We start from the raw sequence: 14,888 nt of genomic DNA on the forward strand, positions 1-14,888 counted from the left end.
CGAGATCACCCTGCCGGTGGACACGCCGTGGGGCGGCAGGCCCCTGCGCAAGCTGCAACTCCCCCGTGACGCCGCGCTGGTTACGATCCTGCGCGGCTCACGGGTAATCGTGCCGCAGGGCGACGAGCCGCTCGAGGGCGGCGACGAACTGCTCTTCGTGGCCGTCACCGAGGTCGAAGACGAGCTGCGCGAGCTGCTGCTGCACCCGCAGAACCGCTAGGGCTCCCGGGTCGCATACGCCGGCGGCGGCGACGCTCGGTCGTGACACTGCGCCGCCGCCTTCGCCGACACCCGCGAGTAGTCGCATTCCTCGTTGCGGATGCCCGCCCATGAGATCACTCCCGCCACCGCAAACAGCACCGCGATGATCAATGCGGCCTGCCGGAATCCGCTGAAACTCATGTCGCCGCCGATGATCAGGCCAGTGAACGCGATCGCGATGAGGCCTGCGATGCGGGAGATCGCATTGTTGATCGCCGAACCGATTCCGCTCTGCGCCGGATCAACTGCGGCGAGGACGGCAGCCGTCAACGGCGACACCGTCATCGCCAACCCGAGACCGAACACGACAAGCCCGGGCAACATCTGGGTCCAGAAGTTGAATGGCTCGTGGACTCTGGCCATCAGCAGGTAGCCGCCAGTTGCGGTCATCGGGCCCGACGCCATGTACAGCCGAGGACCGTGTCGGCCGGCCAGTGTGCCGAACCACCGCGCCAGGAAGAACGACAGCACCGGAATCGGCAGCGTCGCCAAGCCGGCGTCGGTGGCCGTTAGACCCGCCGCCTCCTGGAGGAACAACGCCACCAACAGCGTGCCCAGCGACACCGCCGCATAGAGGAACACGGTGGCGAGGTTGCCGACGGCGAAATTGCGCGCGGCGAAGATGTTCAGCGGCATCATCGGATGCGGTGTCGAGCCCTCCCACCACGGGAACGCGACGAGGCAAGCGACACCGACTGCCAGGCTGGTGAGCACCACTGGGTGGGACAGTCCGAGGCGCTGCTGCTCGATGAGGGCGTATACAGCGCCGGTCAGTCCAACGGCGGCGAGCACCGCCCCGACGACATCGATCTTGACTCGATTTCCGGAGGAGAACGTTTCGTGGCGCAGCTTGGTCGTCAAGTACACCGTGACAACCAGCGGCACGATGTTGACGCCGAAGATCCACCGCCAGTTCAGCGCATCGACGAGGACTCCGCCGAGCAGCGGGCCGAACACGAAAGCCGTTCCGGTCCAGGCGGTCCAGGCACCGATCGCCCTGGCCTGTTCGGCACCCGAGAACCGGGCATTGATCATCGCCAACGAGCTCGGAACAAGGAATGCGGCGCCGACACCCTGAAGGCAGCGTGCGGCGATCAGAACCCATCCGGTGGGCGCGACGGCACACAACATCGACGAGGCCGCGAACAAAAGAAGCCCCACCCTCAGCACGACCAACCGGCCGAACGTGTCGGAGATCGCGCCCGCGACGAGGATGAGCGCACCGAGCGTGAGCAGGTAGCCGTCCGCCACCCATTGCTGCAACGCCAGCCCGCCTTCGAAGTCCCGGCTGATTGCAGGCAGCGCGAGGTTGACGACCGAGCCGTCGAGGAACGCCACAAACGAGGCCAGGATGGCGACCGCGATGAGCGTCCGGTCGCTGCCTCCGTGCGCGTCGGCCAATTAGGTTTCCTGTACTGCGTCCTCGGCGCCGGACCGGTTGTCGACCTCGGTCGCAGGCGGGGCATGTGCGTGCAGCGCCCGCTGGGCGTACCGGATCGCCAGGTAGGTGGCCAGGGCGGCGACGGCGGTCAGGGGCCAGCCCATCGCGATGCGCGCCACCCCGAGCCAGCCTGTCTCGTCGGCGTCGTAGAGGTGGTGCTGCACAACGAAGCGCGCCGCGAACACGGCCACCCAGGTGATCGTCGCGATGTCGAACGCCAGTACCGCCCGGCGCACGTCGCGCCAGGCGCGGTCGTGCCCGTTGACCCAACTCCAGATGTAGCCGACGACGGGCCGGCGGATCAGAACGGAGGCCAGGAAGACCACGGCCCAAAACAGCGACATCCAGATGCCGTACAGGAAATAGCCCTTGGATTCGCCCATCACGTAGGCGATCAGCGCGCACACGGCCACGCCCAGGAAACCCGATATCGCCGGCTGCACAGTTTCTTTGCGGACCAGCCGCCACGCCAGGATCAGTGCGGCCACGACGAGCGCCGAGATGACTGCGGGCACCAACCCGAACAGTGACGAGACCGGCACGAACACGACGATGGGCAGAGATGAATAGATTAGGCCGCTGATGCCGCCCATCTGCGCGAGCAGAACCTGAGCACCGGATCGATTATCGGACACGAGTCAACGGTACGTGCCCGCCGCGATCTTGCGGATTGCCTACTTCTGGATTTCGTAGTGCGGGTTGTAAATCGCCTTGGTGCCGTTCTCCAGCTTGCCCATCCGGCCATGCACCCGCAGCGTGCGGCCGGACTCGATGCCGGGGATGCGGCGCTGGCCGAGCCACACCAGCATCACCGCTTCGGTGCCGTCGAACAGTTCGGCCTTGATGCCGCCGGCGCATCCCTTGGCGTTCGCCTCGACACTGCGCAGAGTGCCAACCATCGTGACTTCCTGACCGCGCTGACAGTCGACGGCCTTTTGGGCGCCGGTGTTGGTGGCCTCTTCGGTCAGTTCTTCTGCGTCGAGTTGCTCGGGATCGTCCGTGAGCCGGCGAGTGAGCCGGCGCAGATACCCTTCGGCCGTAGCCATGGCCTCCCTGCCAATCTGTGAATCCACCGTGGATTCCTGCCCTCGCCACGGTAGACCTGTTAGTTCCCCAATGCCATGCTGAGGGTTACCCGCTTGGCGCGTGATTTAGACCACACGGCACCATCGGATGATGGCGGTCGATTTGCGCGGTGTCACAACGGTTCTGCTGCCCGGCACGGGATCCGACGACGACTACGTCTACCGCGCGTTCGGGGCCGCTCTGCACGACGTCGGCGCCGTCGTCGTCACCCCGCCCCCACGGCCGGACCGCCTGATCGAGGGCTACGTCTCCGAGCTCGACAACGCCTCGCGGCTGGGCACCCTCGCGGTGGGCGGCGTGTCCATCGGCGCCGCGGTCGCGGCGAACTGGGCGCTGACGCATCCCACCCGCGCCGTCGCGGTGTTGGCGGCGCTGCCGCCGTGGACGGGTGCGCCGGAGACCGCGCCCGCCGCGTTGGCCGCCAGGCATTCGGCAGAGGTGCTGCGCCGGGACGGGTTGATTTCGGCGACCTCACAGATGCGTGCATCGAGTCCGGCGTGGCTGGCCGACGAGCTGACCCGAAGCTGGCTCGGGCAGTGGCCCGCGCTGCCGGACGCGATGGAGTCGGCGTCGCGGTATGCGTCGCCGACATGCGCCGAGTTGGAGCGGCTGATCACCCCGATGGGGGTCGCCGCGGCCACCGACGATCCGGTGCATCCGCTGGAGGTAGGGCTGGAATGGGTGGCGGCCGCGCCGCGCGCCGCACTGCGGACCGTCACGCTCGAGGAGATGGGCGTCGACCCGTCGGTTCTGGGCAAGGCCTGCGTGACCGCCCTGCTCGACGTCTAACCGCCGGTGATGGTGCGCAGCTGCTGCATCGCTGAGCCGTGTTCGCTTCGGCGAGCGGCGGGCTCGTTCTGCGGCGGCTGCTGCTGTTGCTGCTGCGCGGCCTGCTGGGCTGCGGCTTGCTGCGCGGCGGCCTGCAGCTGTTGAGCCATCGGCTCCGGCAGCTGCACCGGAAGTGGAGTGCGCACGGGCAGCGGCGTGTCGCCACGCCGAACAACGGTGTCCGCCAAGGCTTTCCGTGCCTCATCGCTGAGGGCGGCGATGGTCTCCTGCGGGCCGTTGACGACGCAGCGGATCATCCAGCGGTACCCATCGACACCGATGAAGCGCACGACTCCCGCAGGCGCCGAACCGACCACTTCCCTGCCCCACGGGCCGTCTTCGATCCGCACCTCCGAGGCGTCCTTGCGCAACGAGTCGGCCAGTTCAGTGGCGACTTCGCGCCACAGGCCGGAGCTCTTCGGCGCGGCGTACGCCGCGACGGTGAATCGGCCGTTGGCCGTCACGACCCACACTGCGCTGGGCACACCGCCCTCTGTCAGCTCAACCTGAACCTGTCCGGCCTCGGGCATCGGGATGAGCACCGAGCCCAGGTCCAGCCGGGCGACGGCCGCCGCCGCCGGGTCGTCGAAGTCTTCGACGTCGAACGGGCCGTCCAGCTCGTCGTCGGCCGCACCCGCATCATCGACGACGGGTTCGTCGCGGGTGTCGTCGTCGGGTTTGGCGTGTTTTCCAATAGCCATCACAAACTCGCATGTCCGCCGGAGGAACCGTGGCCGCCGTCGCCACGGGAAGTGCCGGCCAGGCCGGCCTCATCGAACGAAGTCACCTCGATCAGCTCGGGCAATTCCACCCGCTGCACCAGCAGCTGGGCGATCCGATCGCCCCGGTGCACGATTATCGGCTGGTCGGGGTCGAGGTTGATCAGCGCTACCTTGACCTCGCCGCGATAGCCCGCGTCGATCGTGCCTGGGCTGTTGACGATCGAAAGTCCCACGCGCGCAGCCAATCCGGAGCGCGGGTGCACCAACCCCACCATCCCGTACGGGATCGCCACCGCGATTCCCGTCGGCACGAGTGCGCGGTGGCCGGGCGCCAGTTCGACGTCGACAGCGCTGAACAGGTCGACGCCCGCGTCGCCGTCGTGGGCCCGGGCGGGCATCGGCAGGTCGCGGTCAAGGCGCACGACTGCCAAAGGGGTGGACACGAGGCATGAGATTACCCTTGGCGGCGTGTCAGACACGCGCGCAGCACCGCAAGTCGTGCGCTACGCCGAACGGCTGTGGGTGCCGTGGTGGTGGTGGCCGCTGGCCTTTGCGCTGGCGGCGCTGATCGCGCTCGAAGTGGACCAGGGCGTGCGCGCACTGCCCGATTGGGTGCCGTTCGCGGTGCTTCTCCCCGTGGCGGCCGCAGTTCTGGTGTGGTTCAGCAAGATCGAGGTGCGGGTGGTTTGCGACAAGGCAAGCGGCCCGGGCAGTCCGGCCGCCGAAACCGAGTTGCGGGTCGGCGACGCGCACCTGCCCGTCAGCGTCATCTCCCGGTCGGCGGCCGTGCCGAGGTCAGCCAAATCGGCTGCCCTGGGCCGGCAGCTAGATCCGGCCGCCTATGTCGTGCACCGGGCCTGGGTGGGCCCGATGGTGCTGGTGGTACTCGACGATCCGGATGACCCCACGCCTTACTGGCTGGTGAGCTGTCGCCATCCGGACCGGGTGCTGGCCGCGCTGGCCGCCGACAGCGTCTAGGCAGCGCAGTCCGAGCAGATCATTACGCCGTTCTTCTCGCTGGCCAGCCGGCTGCGGTGGTGCACCAAAAAGCAACTCGAGCAGGTGAACTCGTCGGCCTGCTTCGGGATGACGCGCACAGACAGCTCTTCGCCGGACAGATCGGCGCCGGGCAGTTCGAAGTTTTCGGCGGACTCTGACTCGTCGACGTCGACCACAGCGGATTGCGCCTCATTGCGCCGCGCCTTGAGCTCCTCCAGTGAATCCTCGGAGACATCGTCGGTCTCGGTACGCCGTGGGGCGTCGTAGTCGGTAGCCATCTCTTGTCCCCTCCGTGAACCTTGCGACAGAGCTTTGTACCAGCGTCGAACGCATCCGCCAAACGATTCGTGCCCAGATTCGGCCTCTCAGAACTGTGATTTGCATCACACTTTGCTACCGGCCCTGCGCAATGGGTACGGCGGCGGGTCATAGAGTGCAGTGGTGGTCGCACAAATCACACAGGGCACCGCCTTCGACAGGCACGGTCGACCGTTCCGCCGACGCAATTTCATGCCGGGCATCCTGCTGTTCGCGGTGCTTGCGGTGGTGACCATGATCATCTGGGTCATCGCCTTGAACCGGCCCCCCGACGTCACTGAAGCGGTGGCGTGCAACCCGCCCGCCGACAACACCACCGCCGACCCGACCCAATCCAAGTTGGGCGAGCAGGTGACGCGCGCGTCGATGGTCGAGGTGAACCCCGCCAACCTGGTCGACACGAAGGTCCGCGTACTCAACGCCAGCGGCCAGGGCGGTCAGGCCGCCGAGGTGGCCGGGCAGCTGCGCGACCTCGGCTTCGCCGAACCGACCGCCGAGAACGACCCGCTCTACACCAACAACCGGTTGGCGTGCCAAGGCCAGATCCGGTTCGGACCCGCCGGCCGCGCGGCCGCCGCGGCGGTCTGGCTGGTGGCTCCCTGCGCCGAGCTGTACCAGGACCAGCGGCCCGACACCACCGTCGATCTCGCCATCGGCGCCGATTTCACCGAGTTGGTGCGCACCGACGACGTCGAGGCGGTGCTGGCCGACCTGCGACCAGATGCCGCCGAGCCGCCCGACCCGAGCCTGATCACCAAGATTCACAGCACATCCTGCTAGAGGACGCCCGCGCCTTTCAGCGCGCCGGTGAGCGCGTCGTCGACGCCCGGGGCGGCGGCGATCACCAATCCCCTGCCCCGCGTCGGGCCCGTCGGTGACGGCATGCGCACCCGCGCCCCGGCCTCCGCGGCGATCAGCGCACCGGCTGCCCAGTCCCACAGGTTGAGGTTGTCCTCGTAGTACGCGTCGAGTTGACCCGCGGCGACCAAGCACAGATCCAGCGCCGCCGAACCGAACCGTCTGATGTCCCGGACCTGTGGCAGCACGGCCGCCAGCGCCGACGCTTGCCGTTGGCGCAGCTGTGTATCGTACCCAAAGCCAGTGCCCAGCAACGACATTGACAGGTCATCGGCTGCACTGCAACGCAGCGGCGTTGTGGTGCCGTCACGTCGGACGTGGGCTCCCCCGCCGCGGGCCGCCGAGTACACCACACCGTCGACCACGCTGGCGATCGCCCCCGCCAGCGACTGCCCGTCGACCTGAACACCCACCGACACCACGTAGGCGGGCAGGCCGTAGACGAAGTTCACCGTGCCGTCGATGGGATCCACCACCCACGTCGCACGACCGTCGGTCTCGTCGGAGCTGCCTCCGCCTTCCTCCCCGAGCACGTGCTCGCCGGGCCGCAGCTCGGCCAACCGGTCACGCAGCAGCCGTTCGGTTTCGGTGTCGACGACGGTGACGGGATCAGTCGGCGTGCTCTTGGCCCGCACCGCGCCGGTCGATTCCGGCTGCGCAGTACCGGCGAACACCTCCCCGCGACGGCGCCCCACGAAATCGGCCGCCTCCGTCGCTAACTGCTCTGCGACCGAGCGGAGTTCAGACGGGTCGAGACCGGGTCTGTCCATGGGTGTATCGCAGCACAAATTGTCAGCGGCACGTAGCCCGGCACCCCTCCGAAACCATGACGGAGCCACTAGTGTGTGGGCTCATGACCGCCCCCGATTCACCCGCAGCCGACCCGAGCACCAACGGTGGTCCGCAGCGTCGGGGGTTCGGCGTGGACGTCGGCGGCAGCGGCGTCAAGGGCGGCATCGTCGACCTCGAGACGGGCCAGTTGATCGGTGACCGGTTCAAGCTCGCGACGCCGCAGCCGGCCACCCCGGAAGCGGTCAGCAAGACCGTCGCGGCCGTCGTCCGCGAATTCGGTTGGACCGACAAGGTCGGCGTCACCTACCCCGGCGTGGTCACCGACGGCATCGTGCGCACGGCGGCGAACGTTGACAAGGCCTGGATCGGATGCAACGCCAGCGAGTTCTTCGGCAAGGAACTCGATGGCCAACCGGTCACCGTGCTCAACGACGCCGACGCCGCCGGGCTGGCCGAGGAGAAGTTCGGCGCGGGGCGCGACAACACCGGCGTGATCGTGTTGCTGACGTTCGGCACCGGCATCGGCTCAGCCGTCATCCATAACGGCGTGCTGCTGCCCAACACCGAGTTCGGCCACCTCGAGGTCGGCGGTAAGGAGGCCGAGCACCGCGCCGCCTCCTCGGTCAAGGAGAACAAGGGCTGGAGCTACGAGCGCTGGTGCAAAGAGGTCACCAAGGTGCTCGTCGCGATTGAGAACGCGATCTGGCCGGATCTGTTCATTGCCGGCGGCGGCATCAGCCGCAAGGCCGACAAATGGCTGCCGCTGCTCGAAAATCGCACGCCGATCGTGGCCGCCACCCTGCAGAACACCGCGGGAATCGTGGGAGCGGCGATGGCTTCAGAGTTTGACGTCACAGCTACTGCTCAGTAGTGACGCGCGGCGGCGCAGACGTAACGGCTTGCCGGGGTCAAATTCGCCGCTCGAGGCGGCGATACCCCACACTGTCGTTACAATGGTCTACGGCGGCCGCAACGGAAAAGCGGTGAGTATCCCCCGCAGATATCAACGCCACATTCGACATAGCAGACGCTTTTCGATGGTGCATGCCCCCAGGCCATCGAAATCCTCATGACCGAAAGGGTGACGTGGCAGCGACAAAGGCAAGCACGGCAGCCACAAAGCCGGCTAAGCGCACCGCTACCAAGACCCCCGCGAAAAAGGCCTCGGCAGCCCAGGGCAATGGGACTGCGCCTGCCAAGCCCGCTAAGCGTGCGACCAAGGCGGCCGCAAGCGCCAAGACCGACAAGCCCACCGCCAAGGGACGCGCGGCCGCCAAGCCGGTCAAGGCCGCGGCGGCCAAGGGCGCTGCCGCGCCGCGCAGCCGCGCCAAGAAGGCGACCTCGCCGGAGCCGACAACAGCCAAGGCCGACCTCACCGACGACGAGCTCGACACCGGCGAGGAACTCGACGGCGAGCCCGGCGAGGAGCTGGTAGACGAGGACCTCGATCTCGAGGATCTGGAAGACGACACCGCCGACGACGACACCGCCGAGGACGACGAGGCGAGTGATGAGGACGAGGCAGGGAGCGAAGGCGACGTGGCGGCCGCGGACGGTTCCGCCGAGGATGCGCCCGCCCCCGACGATGACGAGATCGCCGAGCCCAGCGAAAAAGACAAGGCCTCGGGCGATTTCGTCTGGGACGAAGAGGAATCCGAGGCGCTGCGCCAGGCCCGCAAGGACGCCGAGCTCACCGCGTCGGCCGACTCGGTGCGTGCCTACCTCAAGCAGATCGGCAAGGTTGCGCTGCTCAACGCCGAGGAGGAAGTCGAGCTGGCCAAGCGCATCGAGGCCGGCCTCTACGCCACCCAGCTGATGGCGGAGCTGGCCGAGAAGGGCGAGAAGCTGCCCGCCGCACAACGGCGCGACATGATGTGGATCTGCCGCGACGGCGACCGCGCGAAAAACCATCTGCTGGAAGCGAATCTGCGGCTAGTGGTGTCGCTGGCCAAGCGCTACACCGGCCGCGGCATGGCGTTTCTGGACCTCATCCAGGAGGGCAACCTCGGCCTGATCCGCGCGGTCGAGAAGTTCGACTACACAAAGGGTTACAAGTTCTCCACCTATGCCACGTGGTGGATTCGGCAGGCGATCACCCGCGCGATGGCCGACCAGGCCCGCACCATCCGCATCCCGGTGCACATGGTCGAGGTGATCAACAAGCTAGGCCGCATCCAGCGCGAGCTGCTGCAGGATCTGGGCCGCGAGCCGACGCCCGAAGAGCTCGCGAAGGAAATGGACATCACGCCGGAGAAGGTGCTGGAGATCCAGCAGTACGCGCGTGAGCCGATCTCGCTGGATCAGACCATCGGCGACGAAGGTGATTCGCAACTGGGCGATTTCATCGAAGACAGCGAGGCCGTGGTGGCGGTGGACGCCGTCTCGTTCACTCTGCTGCAGGACCAGTTGCAGTCGGTGCTGGAGACGCTGTCCGAGCGCGAGGCCGGTGTGGTGCGGCTGCGGTTCGGCCTGACCGACGGGCAGCCCCGCACGCTCGATGAGATCGGTCAGGTCTACGGCGTCACCCGCGAACGCATCAGGCAGATCGAGAGCAAGACGATGTCGAAGTTGCGACACCCCAGCCGTTCTCAGGTGCTGCGCGACTACCTCGACTAGCACGCCGGTTTCGCGACTAGTTTGATGAGCTAGCGGGTATGTTGCTGGTATGACTCGTGCGCTGTATGCAGTAGTGGCGGCCCTGGCTTTCGCCGTTCTCGCGGCGCCCTCGGCGGCCGCGGGCCCCGAAGATGTTCCGGTGCCGAACATGAAGACCGGCGCCGCACTGGGCGCGCCATGCGGAAGCGCGGTCACGTGGGTGTTCGGTTGGGACGACAGCGGCAACGTGCTGGCGTGCCGGCGCCCGGTCCCTAAAGACACCTACCGCTGGGTGGACGGCGGAACGCTGGTCGGCGTCCGCGAGAAGGGTGATTCCTGCATCCTCGACGTGTACGGCAAGTCACCGGATTTCCGTGAGCATGTCGCTGCGCAAACACCTGACGGTTACGCTCTCTTCTGCGAATACCCCTGGAACGTCTGGGCCACCCACCCGATCGCGTAGGCACGCTAGCTTTGCGATCCGGCTGCGTGCGGATCGACGACCGTGAATGCGATGTGCTTCACCACCGTCTCGCCTTGCGGCAGGCAGCTGGTGCCCTGATCGGCGGTGAACCCGTCGCAATGCGGAGCCCGTAGGTTCCACGAGACGTCGACGGTGTGGGACCCGACCGGTAATGGCGCCAATGAGCCCAGCCCGACGGTATTGATCGCCTGCACCCCGGGCGCGGACGGAAGCTGGCCGGTCCAGATCTTGTTGTCGCCGGGGAACGCGTGGTTGGTCTGGTAGGCCGAGCCCGCGTCGACGACGTATTCGATGCTCTGCAGCGCAGCGCGGAAGTTATCCAGCGGCGTGGCGTAGACGGTCTCAAAGCCCGGCGGCTTTTGCTCGTAACTGTTGGCCATGGTCCATGGGATCGAGACGGCCCACGCCTCGCCGACGGGCAGCTGGGAGCACGCGGGCGTGAGGACTGCGACCGAGTAGCCGTACTGCTGCTTCAACGTGCGGCCATTCGAGACGCACGGTTCGGCCGGCGGCCATTTCGCGGCGGCCGGTGGACTCGCGACGAGCCCGGCGGCGATGAGCGCCGCGGTGGGCAGTGCTGTCCAGAGAGCGTGACTGATGGCTCGATGGGACATGTCGTCCTCCCAAAACCCCGACCCGCATCCCGGTCAATGGAGCAAGCAAACTCCCGGTGAATTGCCAAGTCAACAATCGATAGCGTGGTTAATTTCTCCGCGGCACGTGTCCGCCGCACGTCACGAGCGGGTCGTCACTTACGTTTCGGGCGCACTTTGTATGTCGCGGGCCATGATTCACGGGTCTCGTCGCCCGACAGCGGGATGCCCTTGCTGCCGATCCGGATGTCGTAGGCCTCTTTGCCCGCACCCACTTCGCGCTTGACCGCCTCAGTGGCCGCATACATCAACTGGTCGATCTCGGCCTCGGCGAAGGTGACGAACGACGTCTTGCGTTCCTCGTCATCGCTGGGACCCATCTGCTCCGGTAGCACCCGCGTCGCCAGCGCGGCCAACGCCAGCAGCGAGAACGGGATGACCCAGTAGCACACGAACGACAGCGGCGTCTTGGTGTCGAGAATGGTGGCGTGGCCGTACACGATCGGCGGGATCGCCGACGACACCGTCATACCGCCGAACGCGCCCACCCAGATCCACGTCAGCAGCGTCGTGATCTTGGAGAACGTGTCGCTGGCGATTACTTCCTCTGGCTGGTCGACCTCAGCGAACTCGCGCACGAACGGACGCCCGATCAGCACACTGGTCAGCGCGACCAGAAAAATGCCGGCATTGCTGAGCGGCTGCATCCACTGCTGCATGAACGTCTCGCTCACCGAAAACGTGAGGATCGCCAGCACGATAAACGTTCCGACGGCACCGGTTTCGAGTGTCCGGCTCGGTGTCCCCTTCACCCGGCCGATGACGAACGACGCCACCGCGACCGCCAGCGCGATCAATACGGCAGCCCCGAACGGCACGTTGCCGACCAATACCCAATAAACGACCCAAGGCGCGAACCCCACCAGAATGCTCACGGTGGGTCAGTGTAGGTAGCCGCATCCGCGGGGACGACAGTCAGCACTAAATTTGTAACGGTGACCGAGCGTCAGAACGTGTCGTCGGACTCCGGGTTCGAGACCACCGTCGGATATTCACGGGCTGTGCGCGTCGGACCCAACGTGTGGGTGTCCGGCACGACGGCGCCCGGCGACACCATCACCGACCAGACGCGGGCAGCAATGCGTCGCATAGAGACCGCGCTGACCAAGGCTGGCGCCCGCCTGTCCGATGTGGTGCGCACGCGGATGTTCGTCACCGACATCTCCCACTGGCAAGCGGTCGCGGCGGTGCACGCGGAGTTCTTCGGCGACGTGCGGCCGGTGACGACGATGGTGGAGGTCTCGGCGCTCATCTCCCCCGACTTGATGATCGAGATCGAGGTCGATGCTTACACCAGCGGTGCGAACGAACCGTCGGGCCCCGGTTGATAGGGCGTGACTCTGGTCACAGCGTCGGCGGGAAGCGGACCGTACAGATGCGGGAACAGCATCGACTCCGGGTCGGTCGGTACGCCGGGCTCCCATCGCACCGGGGCGGTCAACCGGTCGGGATCGACGTGCAGCAGCACGAGGTCGGCTCGACCGGCATAGAGCCGGTTGGCAGGCAGATGAACCTGCTCAGGCGTCGAAAGATGGATGAAACCGACGGCGTCGAGAGAGTCCGGCCGGTGCTCGCCGCGGTCCTTGGCGACCTGCCAATCGGCCGAGGCACAGATGTGCAGAAGCATCCCTTCACCCTGCCGTCTCGGCAACTTCGCTAGGCGTGAAAAACGACACACCCGCATACGGCTGGGGAACAACGCCGAAACCGAATACGTCTGAGAGAGTGGACATGCGTGAAAGCGGGTATTAACCGCTTCACCACGAGCAGAGACGGAGGAGCCATGAACGCAACTCTGACCAGTCCCGAACTGACCCGGGCTGATCGCTGCGATCGATGCGGCGCCGCTGCTCGCGTGCGGGCAAAGTTGCCCTCCGGTGCAGAGCTGCTGTTCTGCCAGCACCACGCCAACGAACACGAGGCCAAGCTCATCGCAATGGCCGCGGTGCTCGAGGTCAGCGCGGCCGACCCGGTCGACGCCTAATCGTTCTGGGATGCTGGGCTGGTCATGAATGACCAGCATCCGGTGACGCCTAAGCCGTCGAAGCACCACATCTGGCACATCACCAAACGGACGCTGTCGAAAAGCTGGGACGATTCGATCTTCTCGGAGTCCGCTCAGGCGGCCTTCTGGTGTGCGTTGTCGCTACCGCCCTTGTTGTTGGGAATGCTCGGCAGCCTCGCCTACATCGCGCCGCTGTTCGGGCCGGAGACGCTGCCGATGATCGAAGAGCGGTTGATCAACATCGCCAACAGCTTCTTCTCCAAGAACGTGGTCAACGAGATCATCGCGCCAACCGTGCATGACATCGTCAAGGGCGCCCGCGGCGAGGTGGTCTCGCTCGGCTTTGTCATCTCGCTGTGGGCCGGCTCGTCGGCAGTGTCGGCGTTCGTCGATTCGATCACCGAAGCGCACGACCAGACACCGCTGCGCCATCCCGTGCGCCAGCGGTTCTTCGCGCTGGGGCTCTACGTGGTGATGCTGGTGGTCGCGATCGCGACGGCGCCGTTCGTCGCGCTGGGTCCGCTCAAGATCGGCCAGCACATCCCCGAAAGTTGGGAGAACGCGCTGCGGTACGGCTACTACCCGGTGCTGTTTTTCGGTCTGTTGATATCGGTGACATTCCTCTACCGGGTGTCGCTGCCCAAACCGCTGCCGTCGCACCGGCTGGTGCTCGGCGCCCTGCTGGCCACGTTGGTGTTTCTGGTCGCCACGGTCGGCCTGCGCGTCTACCTGACCTACATCACCTCCACCGGCTACACCTACGGCGCGCTGGCGACCCCCATCGCGTTCCTGCTGTTCGCGTTCTTCCTGGGCTTCGCAATCATGATTGGCGCCGAACTCAACGCCGCGGTGCAGGAGGAATGGCCAGCGCCGGCCACCCATGCCAAGCGGTTGCGGTGGTGGCTGGAAGAGAAGGCCGCCGAATCGCTGGAATCCCTCAACGGCGGTTCGACCGTCGACTCACCGGCCACCACCGCTGGAAAAAGTGACGCCGCTACGTCTTGAGCCGCTCGTAGATCTTCTTGCAGTCGGGGCATACCGGGGAACCGGGTTTGGCCGCCTTGGTGACGGGAAACACCTCACCGCACAGCGCGACCACATGCGTGCCCATGACGGCGCTTTCGGCGATCTTGTCCTTCTTGACGTAGTGGAAGTACTTCGGCGTATCGCTGCCGGTCCCGTCGTCGACCCGTTCGTCGGTGTCGGTGCGCTCGATCGTCTGGGTTTGCATGGGTTCATTGTGCCCGGCCAGAGACCGGGAGGAAACCGATCGGGTCGACCGCGGAATGGTGTGGAACAGTGGGACATATGAAACACGGCCCACAGCTGGGTTTCGACGACGACGGACGTCCCGTCCTCATCACCGCCGCCGCGCCAAGCTATGAAGAGCAGCATCGCGAACGCGTGCGCAAGTACTTGACGATCATGGCGTTCCGTATCCCGGCGCTCATCCTGGCTGCGGTGGCCTATGGCGTCTGGCAGAACGGACTCGTCTCGCTGGCGATCCTGGTGGCGTCGATACCGCTGCCGTGGATCGCCGTGCTCATCGCCAACGACCGTCCGCCGCGCCGGGCCGAAGAGCCTCGTCGCTACGCCGCCCGCCGCATCCCGCTGTTCCCGACGGCGGAACGGCCCGCGCTCGAGCAGCGTCCCCGGTCAACGCCGCAACACGACGACGGCGAGGCGACGGGCGGCGTTCCTTCCTGAGCCGCAACTTGCGAGATTCTCAGATGATTCTCAGATCGGCGCAACAAAACCGCTGATCAACACGTGTGAACGGGCCGGTTCGTGGGAACTCTTCGAAGCGATTGGGCGTTGAAGTTCTTGACAGTTCGAGCCGAGCAGG

22 protein-coding genes are annotated in these 14,888 nt (G+C 66.4%); 11 read left to right on the forward strand and 11 right to left on the reverse strand.

Features of this window, described 5'->3' with window-relative positions; translation table 11 throughout:
• On the forward strand, nt 1–220 hold a 220-nt coding region (locus tag A5651_RS12215), incomplete at its 5' end, for a TrkA C-terminal domain-containing protein (RefSeq protein WP_304441185.1).
• Here A5651_RS12215 and A5651_RS12220 read toward each other — a convergent pair.
• From A5651_RS12220 to A5651_RS12230, 3 genes are all read right to left on the reverse strand, one after another.
• Nucleotides 217–1,662 carry an MFS transporter gene (locus A5651_RS12220; protein ID WP_066980387.1) on the reverse strand — a complete coding sequence of 482 codons (1,446 nt, stop codon included), beginning with the start codon at nt 1,660–1,662 and terminating at the stop codon, nt 217–219. The two genes, A5651_RS12215 and A5651_RS12220, sit on opposite strands and share 4 nt — an antisense overlap.
• Nucleotides 1,663–2,295, reverse strand: coding sequence for a DUF3159 domain-containing protein (locus A5651_RS12225; protein WP_082943728.1), 633 nt, complete (start codon nt 2,293–2,295; stop codon nt 1,663–1,665). It abuts the gene before it with no gap.
• An 81-nt stretch (nt 2,296–2,376) separates the two neighbouring features.
• Entirely contained in the window at nt 2,377–2,748 is a 372-nt protein-coding gene (locus tag A5651_RS12230) for an OB-fold nucleic acid binding domain-containing protein (protein ID WP_066980395.1), read from the reverse strand.
• A gap of 130 nt (nt 2,749–2,878) precedes the next feature.
• Between A5651_RS12230 and A5651_RS12235 the strand changes: the two genes are divergently transcribed.
• On the forward strand, nt 2,879–3,577 hold the full coding sequence (locus A5651_RS12235) for an alpha/beta hydrolase (protein WP_066980399.1): 699 nt from the start codon (nt 2,879–2,881) through the stop codon (nt 3,575–3,577).
• Here A5651_RS12235 and A5651_RS12240 read toward each other — a convergent pair.
• Nucleotides 3,574–4,317: a DUF3710 domain-containing protein gene (locus A5651_RS12240; RefSeq protein ID WP_066980402.1), complete on the reverse strand. Its 744-nt coding sequence runs from the start codon at nt 4,315–4,317 to the stop codon at nt 3,574–3,576. The genes A5651_RS12235 and A5651_RS12240 overlap by 4 nt on opposite strands.
• The gene (gene dut / locus A5651_RS12245) at nt 4,317–4,781 is read right to left on the reverse strand and encodes a dUTP diphosphatase (RefSeq protein WP_066980407.1); all 465 of its coding nucleotides are present in this window, start codon (nt 4,779–4,781) and stop codon (nt 4,317–4,319) included. Before dut ends, A5651_RS12240 begins: the two co-directional genes overlap by 1 nt.
• 25 nt (nt 4,782–4,806) lie before the next feature.
• Here dut and A5651_RS12250 point away from each other — a divergent pair, with 25 nt between their 5' ends.
• Nucleotides 4,807–5,316, forward strand: coding sequence for a DUF3093 domain-containing protein (locus tag A5651_RS12250; RefSeq protein WP_066980410.1), 510 nt, complete (start codon nt 4,807–4,809; stop codon nt 5,314–5,316).
• On the opposite strand, the gene A5651_RS12255 is transcribed toward A5651_RS12250, so the two are convergent.
• Nucleotides 5,313–5,615: a DUF4193 domain-containing protein gene (locus A5651_RS12255; protein WP_066980415.1), complete on the reverse strand. Its 303-nt coding sequence runs from the start codon at nt 5,613–5,615 to the stop codon at nt 5,313–5,315. The genes A5651_RS12250 and A5651_RS12255 overlap by 4 nt on opposite strands.
• Before the next feature lie 163 nt (nt 5,616–5,778).
• On the opposite strand from A5651_RS12255, the gene cei reads away from it, so the two are divergent.
• A complete protein-coding gene (gene cei / locus A5651_RS12260; protein WP_066980512.1) occupies nt 5,779–6,435 on the forward strand; it encodes an envelope integrity protein Cei in 657 nt (218 codons plus the stop codon).
• Here the strand turns inward: cei and A5651_RS12265 are convergent.
• Complete coding sequence (locus tag A5651_RS12265; protein ID WP_066980419.1) at nt 6,432–7,283, reverse strand: inositol monophosphatase family protein; 852 nt, start codon at nt 7,281–7,283, stop codon at nt 6,432–6,434. The two genes, cei and A5651_RS12265, sit on opposite strands and share 4 nt — an antisense overlap.
• 83 nt (nt 7,284–7,366) lie before the next feature.
• Here A5651_RS12265 and ppgK point away from each other — a divergent pair, with 83 nt between their 5' ends.
• The 3 genes from ppgK (at nt 7,367) to A5651_RS12280 (ending at nt 10,363) form a co-directional block, all read left to right on the forward strand.
• Nucleotides 7,367–8,176 (forward strand): polyphosphate--glucose phosphotransferase, encoded by an 810-nt coding sequence (gene ppgK, locus A5651_RS12270; protein ID WP_066980421.1) that lies wholly within the window; start codon nt 7,367–7,369, stop codon nt 8,174–8,176.
• A gap of 215 nt (nt 8,177–8,391) precedes the next feature.
• The gene (locus tag A5651_RS12275) at nt 8,392–9,921 is read left to right on the forward strand and encodes an RNA polymerase sigma factor (protein ID WP_066980425.1); all 1,530 of its coding nucleotides are present in this window, start codon (nt 8,392–8,394) and stop codon (nt 9,919–9,921) included.
• 49 nt (nt 9,922–9,970) lie between these two features.
• Nucleotides 9,971–10,363 (forward strand): hypothetical protein, encoded by a 393-nt coding sequence (locus A5651_RS12280; protein WP_066980429.1) that lies wholly within the window; start codon nt 9,971–9,973, stop codon nt 10,361–10,363.
• 5 nt (nt 10,364–10,368) lie between these two features.
• Here A5651_RS12280 and A5651_RS12285 read toward each other — a convergent pair whose 3' ends face one another.
• On the reverse strand, nt 10,369–10,998 hold the full coding sequence (locus A5651_RS12285) for a hypothetical protein (RefSeq protein ID WP_066980432.1): 630 nt from the start codon (nt 10,996–10,998) through the stop codon (nt 10,369–10,371).
• 134 nt (nt 10,999–11,132) lie between these two features.
• Entirely contained in the window at nt 11,133–11,912 is a 780-nt protein-coding gene (locus A5651_RS12290) for a hypothetical protein (RefSeq protein ID WP_066980435.1), read from the reverse strand.
• A 60-nt stretch (nt 11,913–11,972) separates the two neighbouring features.
• Between A5651_RS12290 and A5651_RS12295 the strand changes: the two genes are divergently transcribed.
• Entirely contained in the window at nt 11,973–12,365 is a 393-nt protein-coding gene (locus A5651_RS12295) for a RidA family protein (protein ID WP_066980438.1), read from the forward strand.
• Here the strand turns inward: A5651_RS12295 and A5651_RS12300 are convergent.
• Nucleotides 12,326–12,664 (reverse strand): DUF952 domain-containing protein, encoded by a 339-nt coding sequence (locus A5651_RS12300; protein ID WP_082943729.1) that lies wholly within the window; start codon nt 12,662–12,664, stop codon nt 12,326–12,328. The two genes, A5651_RS12295 and A5651_RS12300, sit on opposite strands and share 40 nt — an antisense overlap.
• A gap of 156 nt (nt 12,665–12,820) precedes the next feature.
• Here A5651_RS12300 and A5651_RS12305 point away from each other — a divergent pair, with 156 nt between their 5' ends.
• Complete coding sequence (locus A5651_RS12305) at nt 12,821–13,021, forward strand: hypothetical protein (protein ID WP_066980444.1); 201 nt, start codon at nt 12,821–12,823, stop codon at nt 13,019–13,021.
• A gap of 24 nt (nt 13,022–13,045) precedes the next feature.
• Nucleotides 13,046–14,047 carry a YihY/virulence factor BrkB family protein gene (locus A5651_RS12310; protein ID WP_066980447.1) on the forward strand — a complete coding sequence of 334 codons (1,002 nt, stop codon included), beginning with the start codon at nt 13,046–13,048 and terminating at the stop codon, nt 14,045–14,047.
• Here the strand turns inward: A5651_RS12310 and A5651_RS12315 are convergent.
• Nucleotides 14,037–14,273, reverse strand: coding sequence for a DUF3039 domain-containing protein (locus A5651_RS12315; RefSeq protein WP_066980450.1), 237 nt, complete (start codon nt 14,271–14,273; stop codon nt 14,037–14,039). The genes A5651_RS12310 and A5651_RS12315 overlap by 11 nt on opposite strands.
• Nucleotides 14,274–14,350: 77 nt before the next feature.
• Here A5651_RS12315 and A5651_RS12320 point away from each other — a divergent pair, with 77 nt between their 5' ends.
• On the forward strand, nt 14,351–14,749 hold the full coding sequence (locus A5651_RS12320; RefSeq protein WP_066980453.1) for a DUF3099 domain-containing protein: 399 nt from the start codon (nt 14,351–14,353) through the stop codon (nt 14,747–14,749).
• Nucleotides 14,750–14,888 lie beyond the last annotated feature (139 nt).

This window comes from Mycobacterium sp. 1274761.0 (genome assembly GCF_001668615.1).
Lineage (GTDB): Bacteria > Actinomycetota > Actinomycetes > Mycobacteriales > Mycobacteriaceae > Mycobacterium.

What these genes read in the sequence shown, in the direction of transcription:
- A5651_RS12225 (WP_082943728.1), bottom strand. Translation starts at nt 2,295, where the DNA reads ATGGGCGGCATCAGCGGCCTAATCTATTCATCTCTGCCCATCGTCGTG.
- A5651_RS12230 (WP_066980395.1), bottom strand. Translation starts at nt 2,748, where the DNA reads ATGGCTACGGCCGAAGGGTATCTGCGCCGGCTCACTCGCCGGCTCACG.
- A5651_RS12235 (WP_066980399.1), top strand. Translation starts at nt 2,879, where the DNA reads ATGGCGGTCGATTTGCGCGGTGTCACAACGGTTCTGCTGCCCGGCACG.
- A5651_RS12240 (WP_066980402.1), bottom strand. Translation starts at nt 4,317, where the DNA reads ATGGCTATTGGAAAACACGCCAAACCCGACGACGACACCCGCGACGAA.
- A5651_RS12255 (WP_066980415.1), bottom strand. Translation starts at nt 5,615, where the DNA reads ATGGCTACCGACTACGACGCCCCACGGCGTACCGAGACCGACGATGTC.
- A5651_RS12265 (WP_066980419.1), bottom strand. Translation starts at nt 7,283, where the DNA reads ATGGACAGACCCGGTCTCGACCCGTCTGAACTCCGCTCGGTCGCAGAG.
- ppgK (WP_066980421.1), top strand. Translation starts at nt 7,367, where the DNA reads ATGACCGCCCCCGATTCACCCGCAGCCGACCCGAGCACCAACGGTGGT.
- A5651_RS12280 (WP_066980429.1), top strand. Translation starts at nt 9,971, where the DNA reads ATGACTCGTGCGCTGTATGCAGTAGTGGCGGCCCTGGCTTTCGCCGTT.
- A5651_RS12285 (WP_066980432.1), bottom strand. Translation starts at nt 10,998, where the DNA reads ATGTCCCATCGAGCCATCAGTCACGCTCTCTGGACAGCACTGCCCACC.
- A5651_RS12300 (WP_082943729.1), bottom strand. Translation starts at nt 12,664, where the DNA reads ATGCTTCTGCACATCTGTGCCTCGGCCGATTGGCAGGTCGCCAAGGAC.
- A5651_RS12305 (WP_066980444.1), top strand. Translation starts at nt 12,821, where the DNA reads ATGAACGCAACTCTGACCAGTCCCGAACTGACCCGGGCTGATCGCTGC.
- A5651_RS12310 (WP_066980447.1), top strand. Translation starts at nt 13,046, where the DNA reads ATGAATGACCAGCATCCGGTGACGCCTAAGCCGTCGAAGCACCACATC.
- A5651_RS12315 (WP_066980450.1), bottom strand. Translation starts at nt 14,273, where the DNA reads ATGCAAACCCAGACGATCGAGCGCACCGACACCGACGAACGGGTCGAC.
- A5651_RS12320 (WP_066980453.1), top strand. Translation starts at nt 14,351, where the DNA reads ATGAAACACGGCCCACAGCTGGGTTTCGACGACGACGGACGTCCCGTC.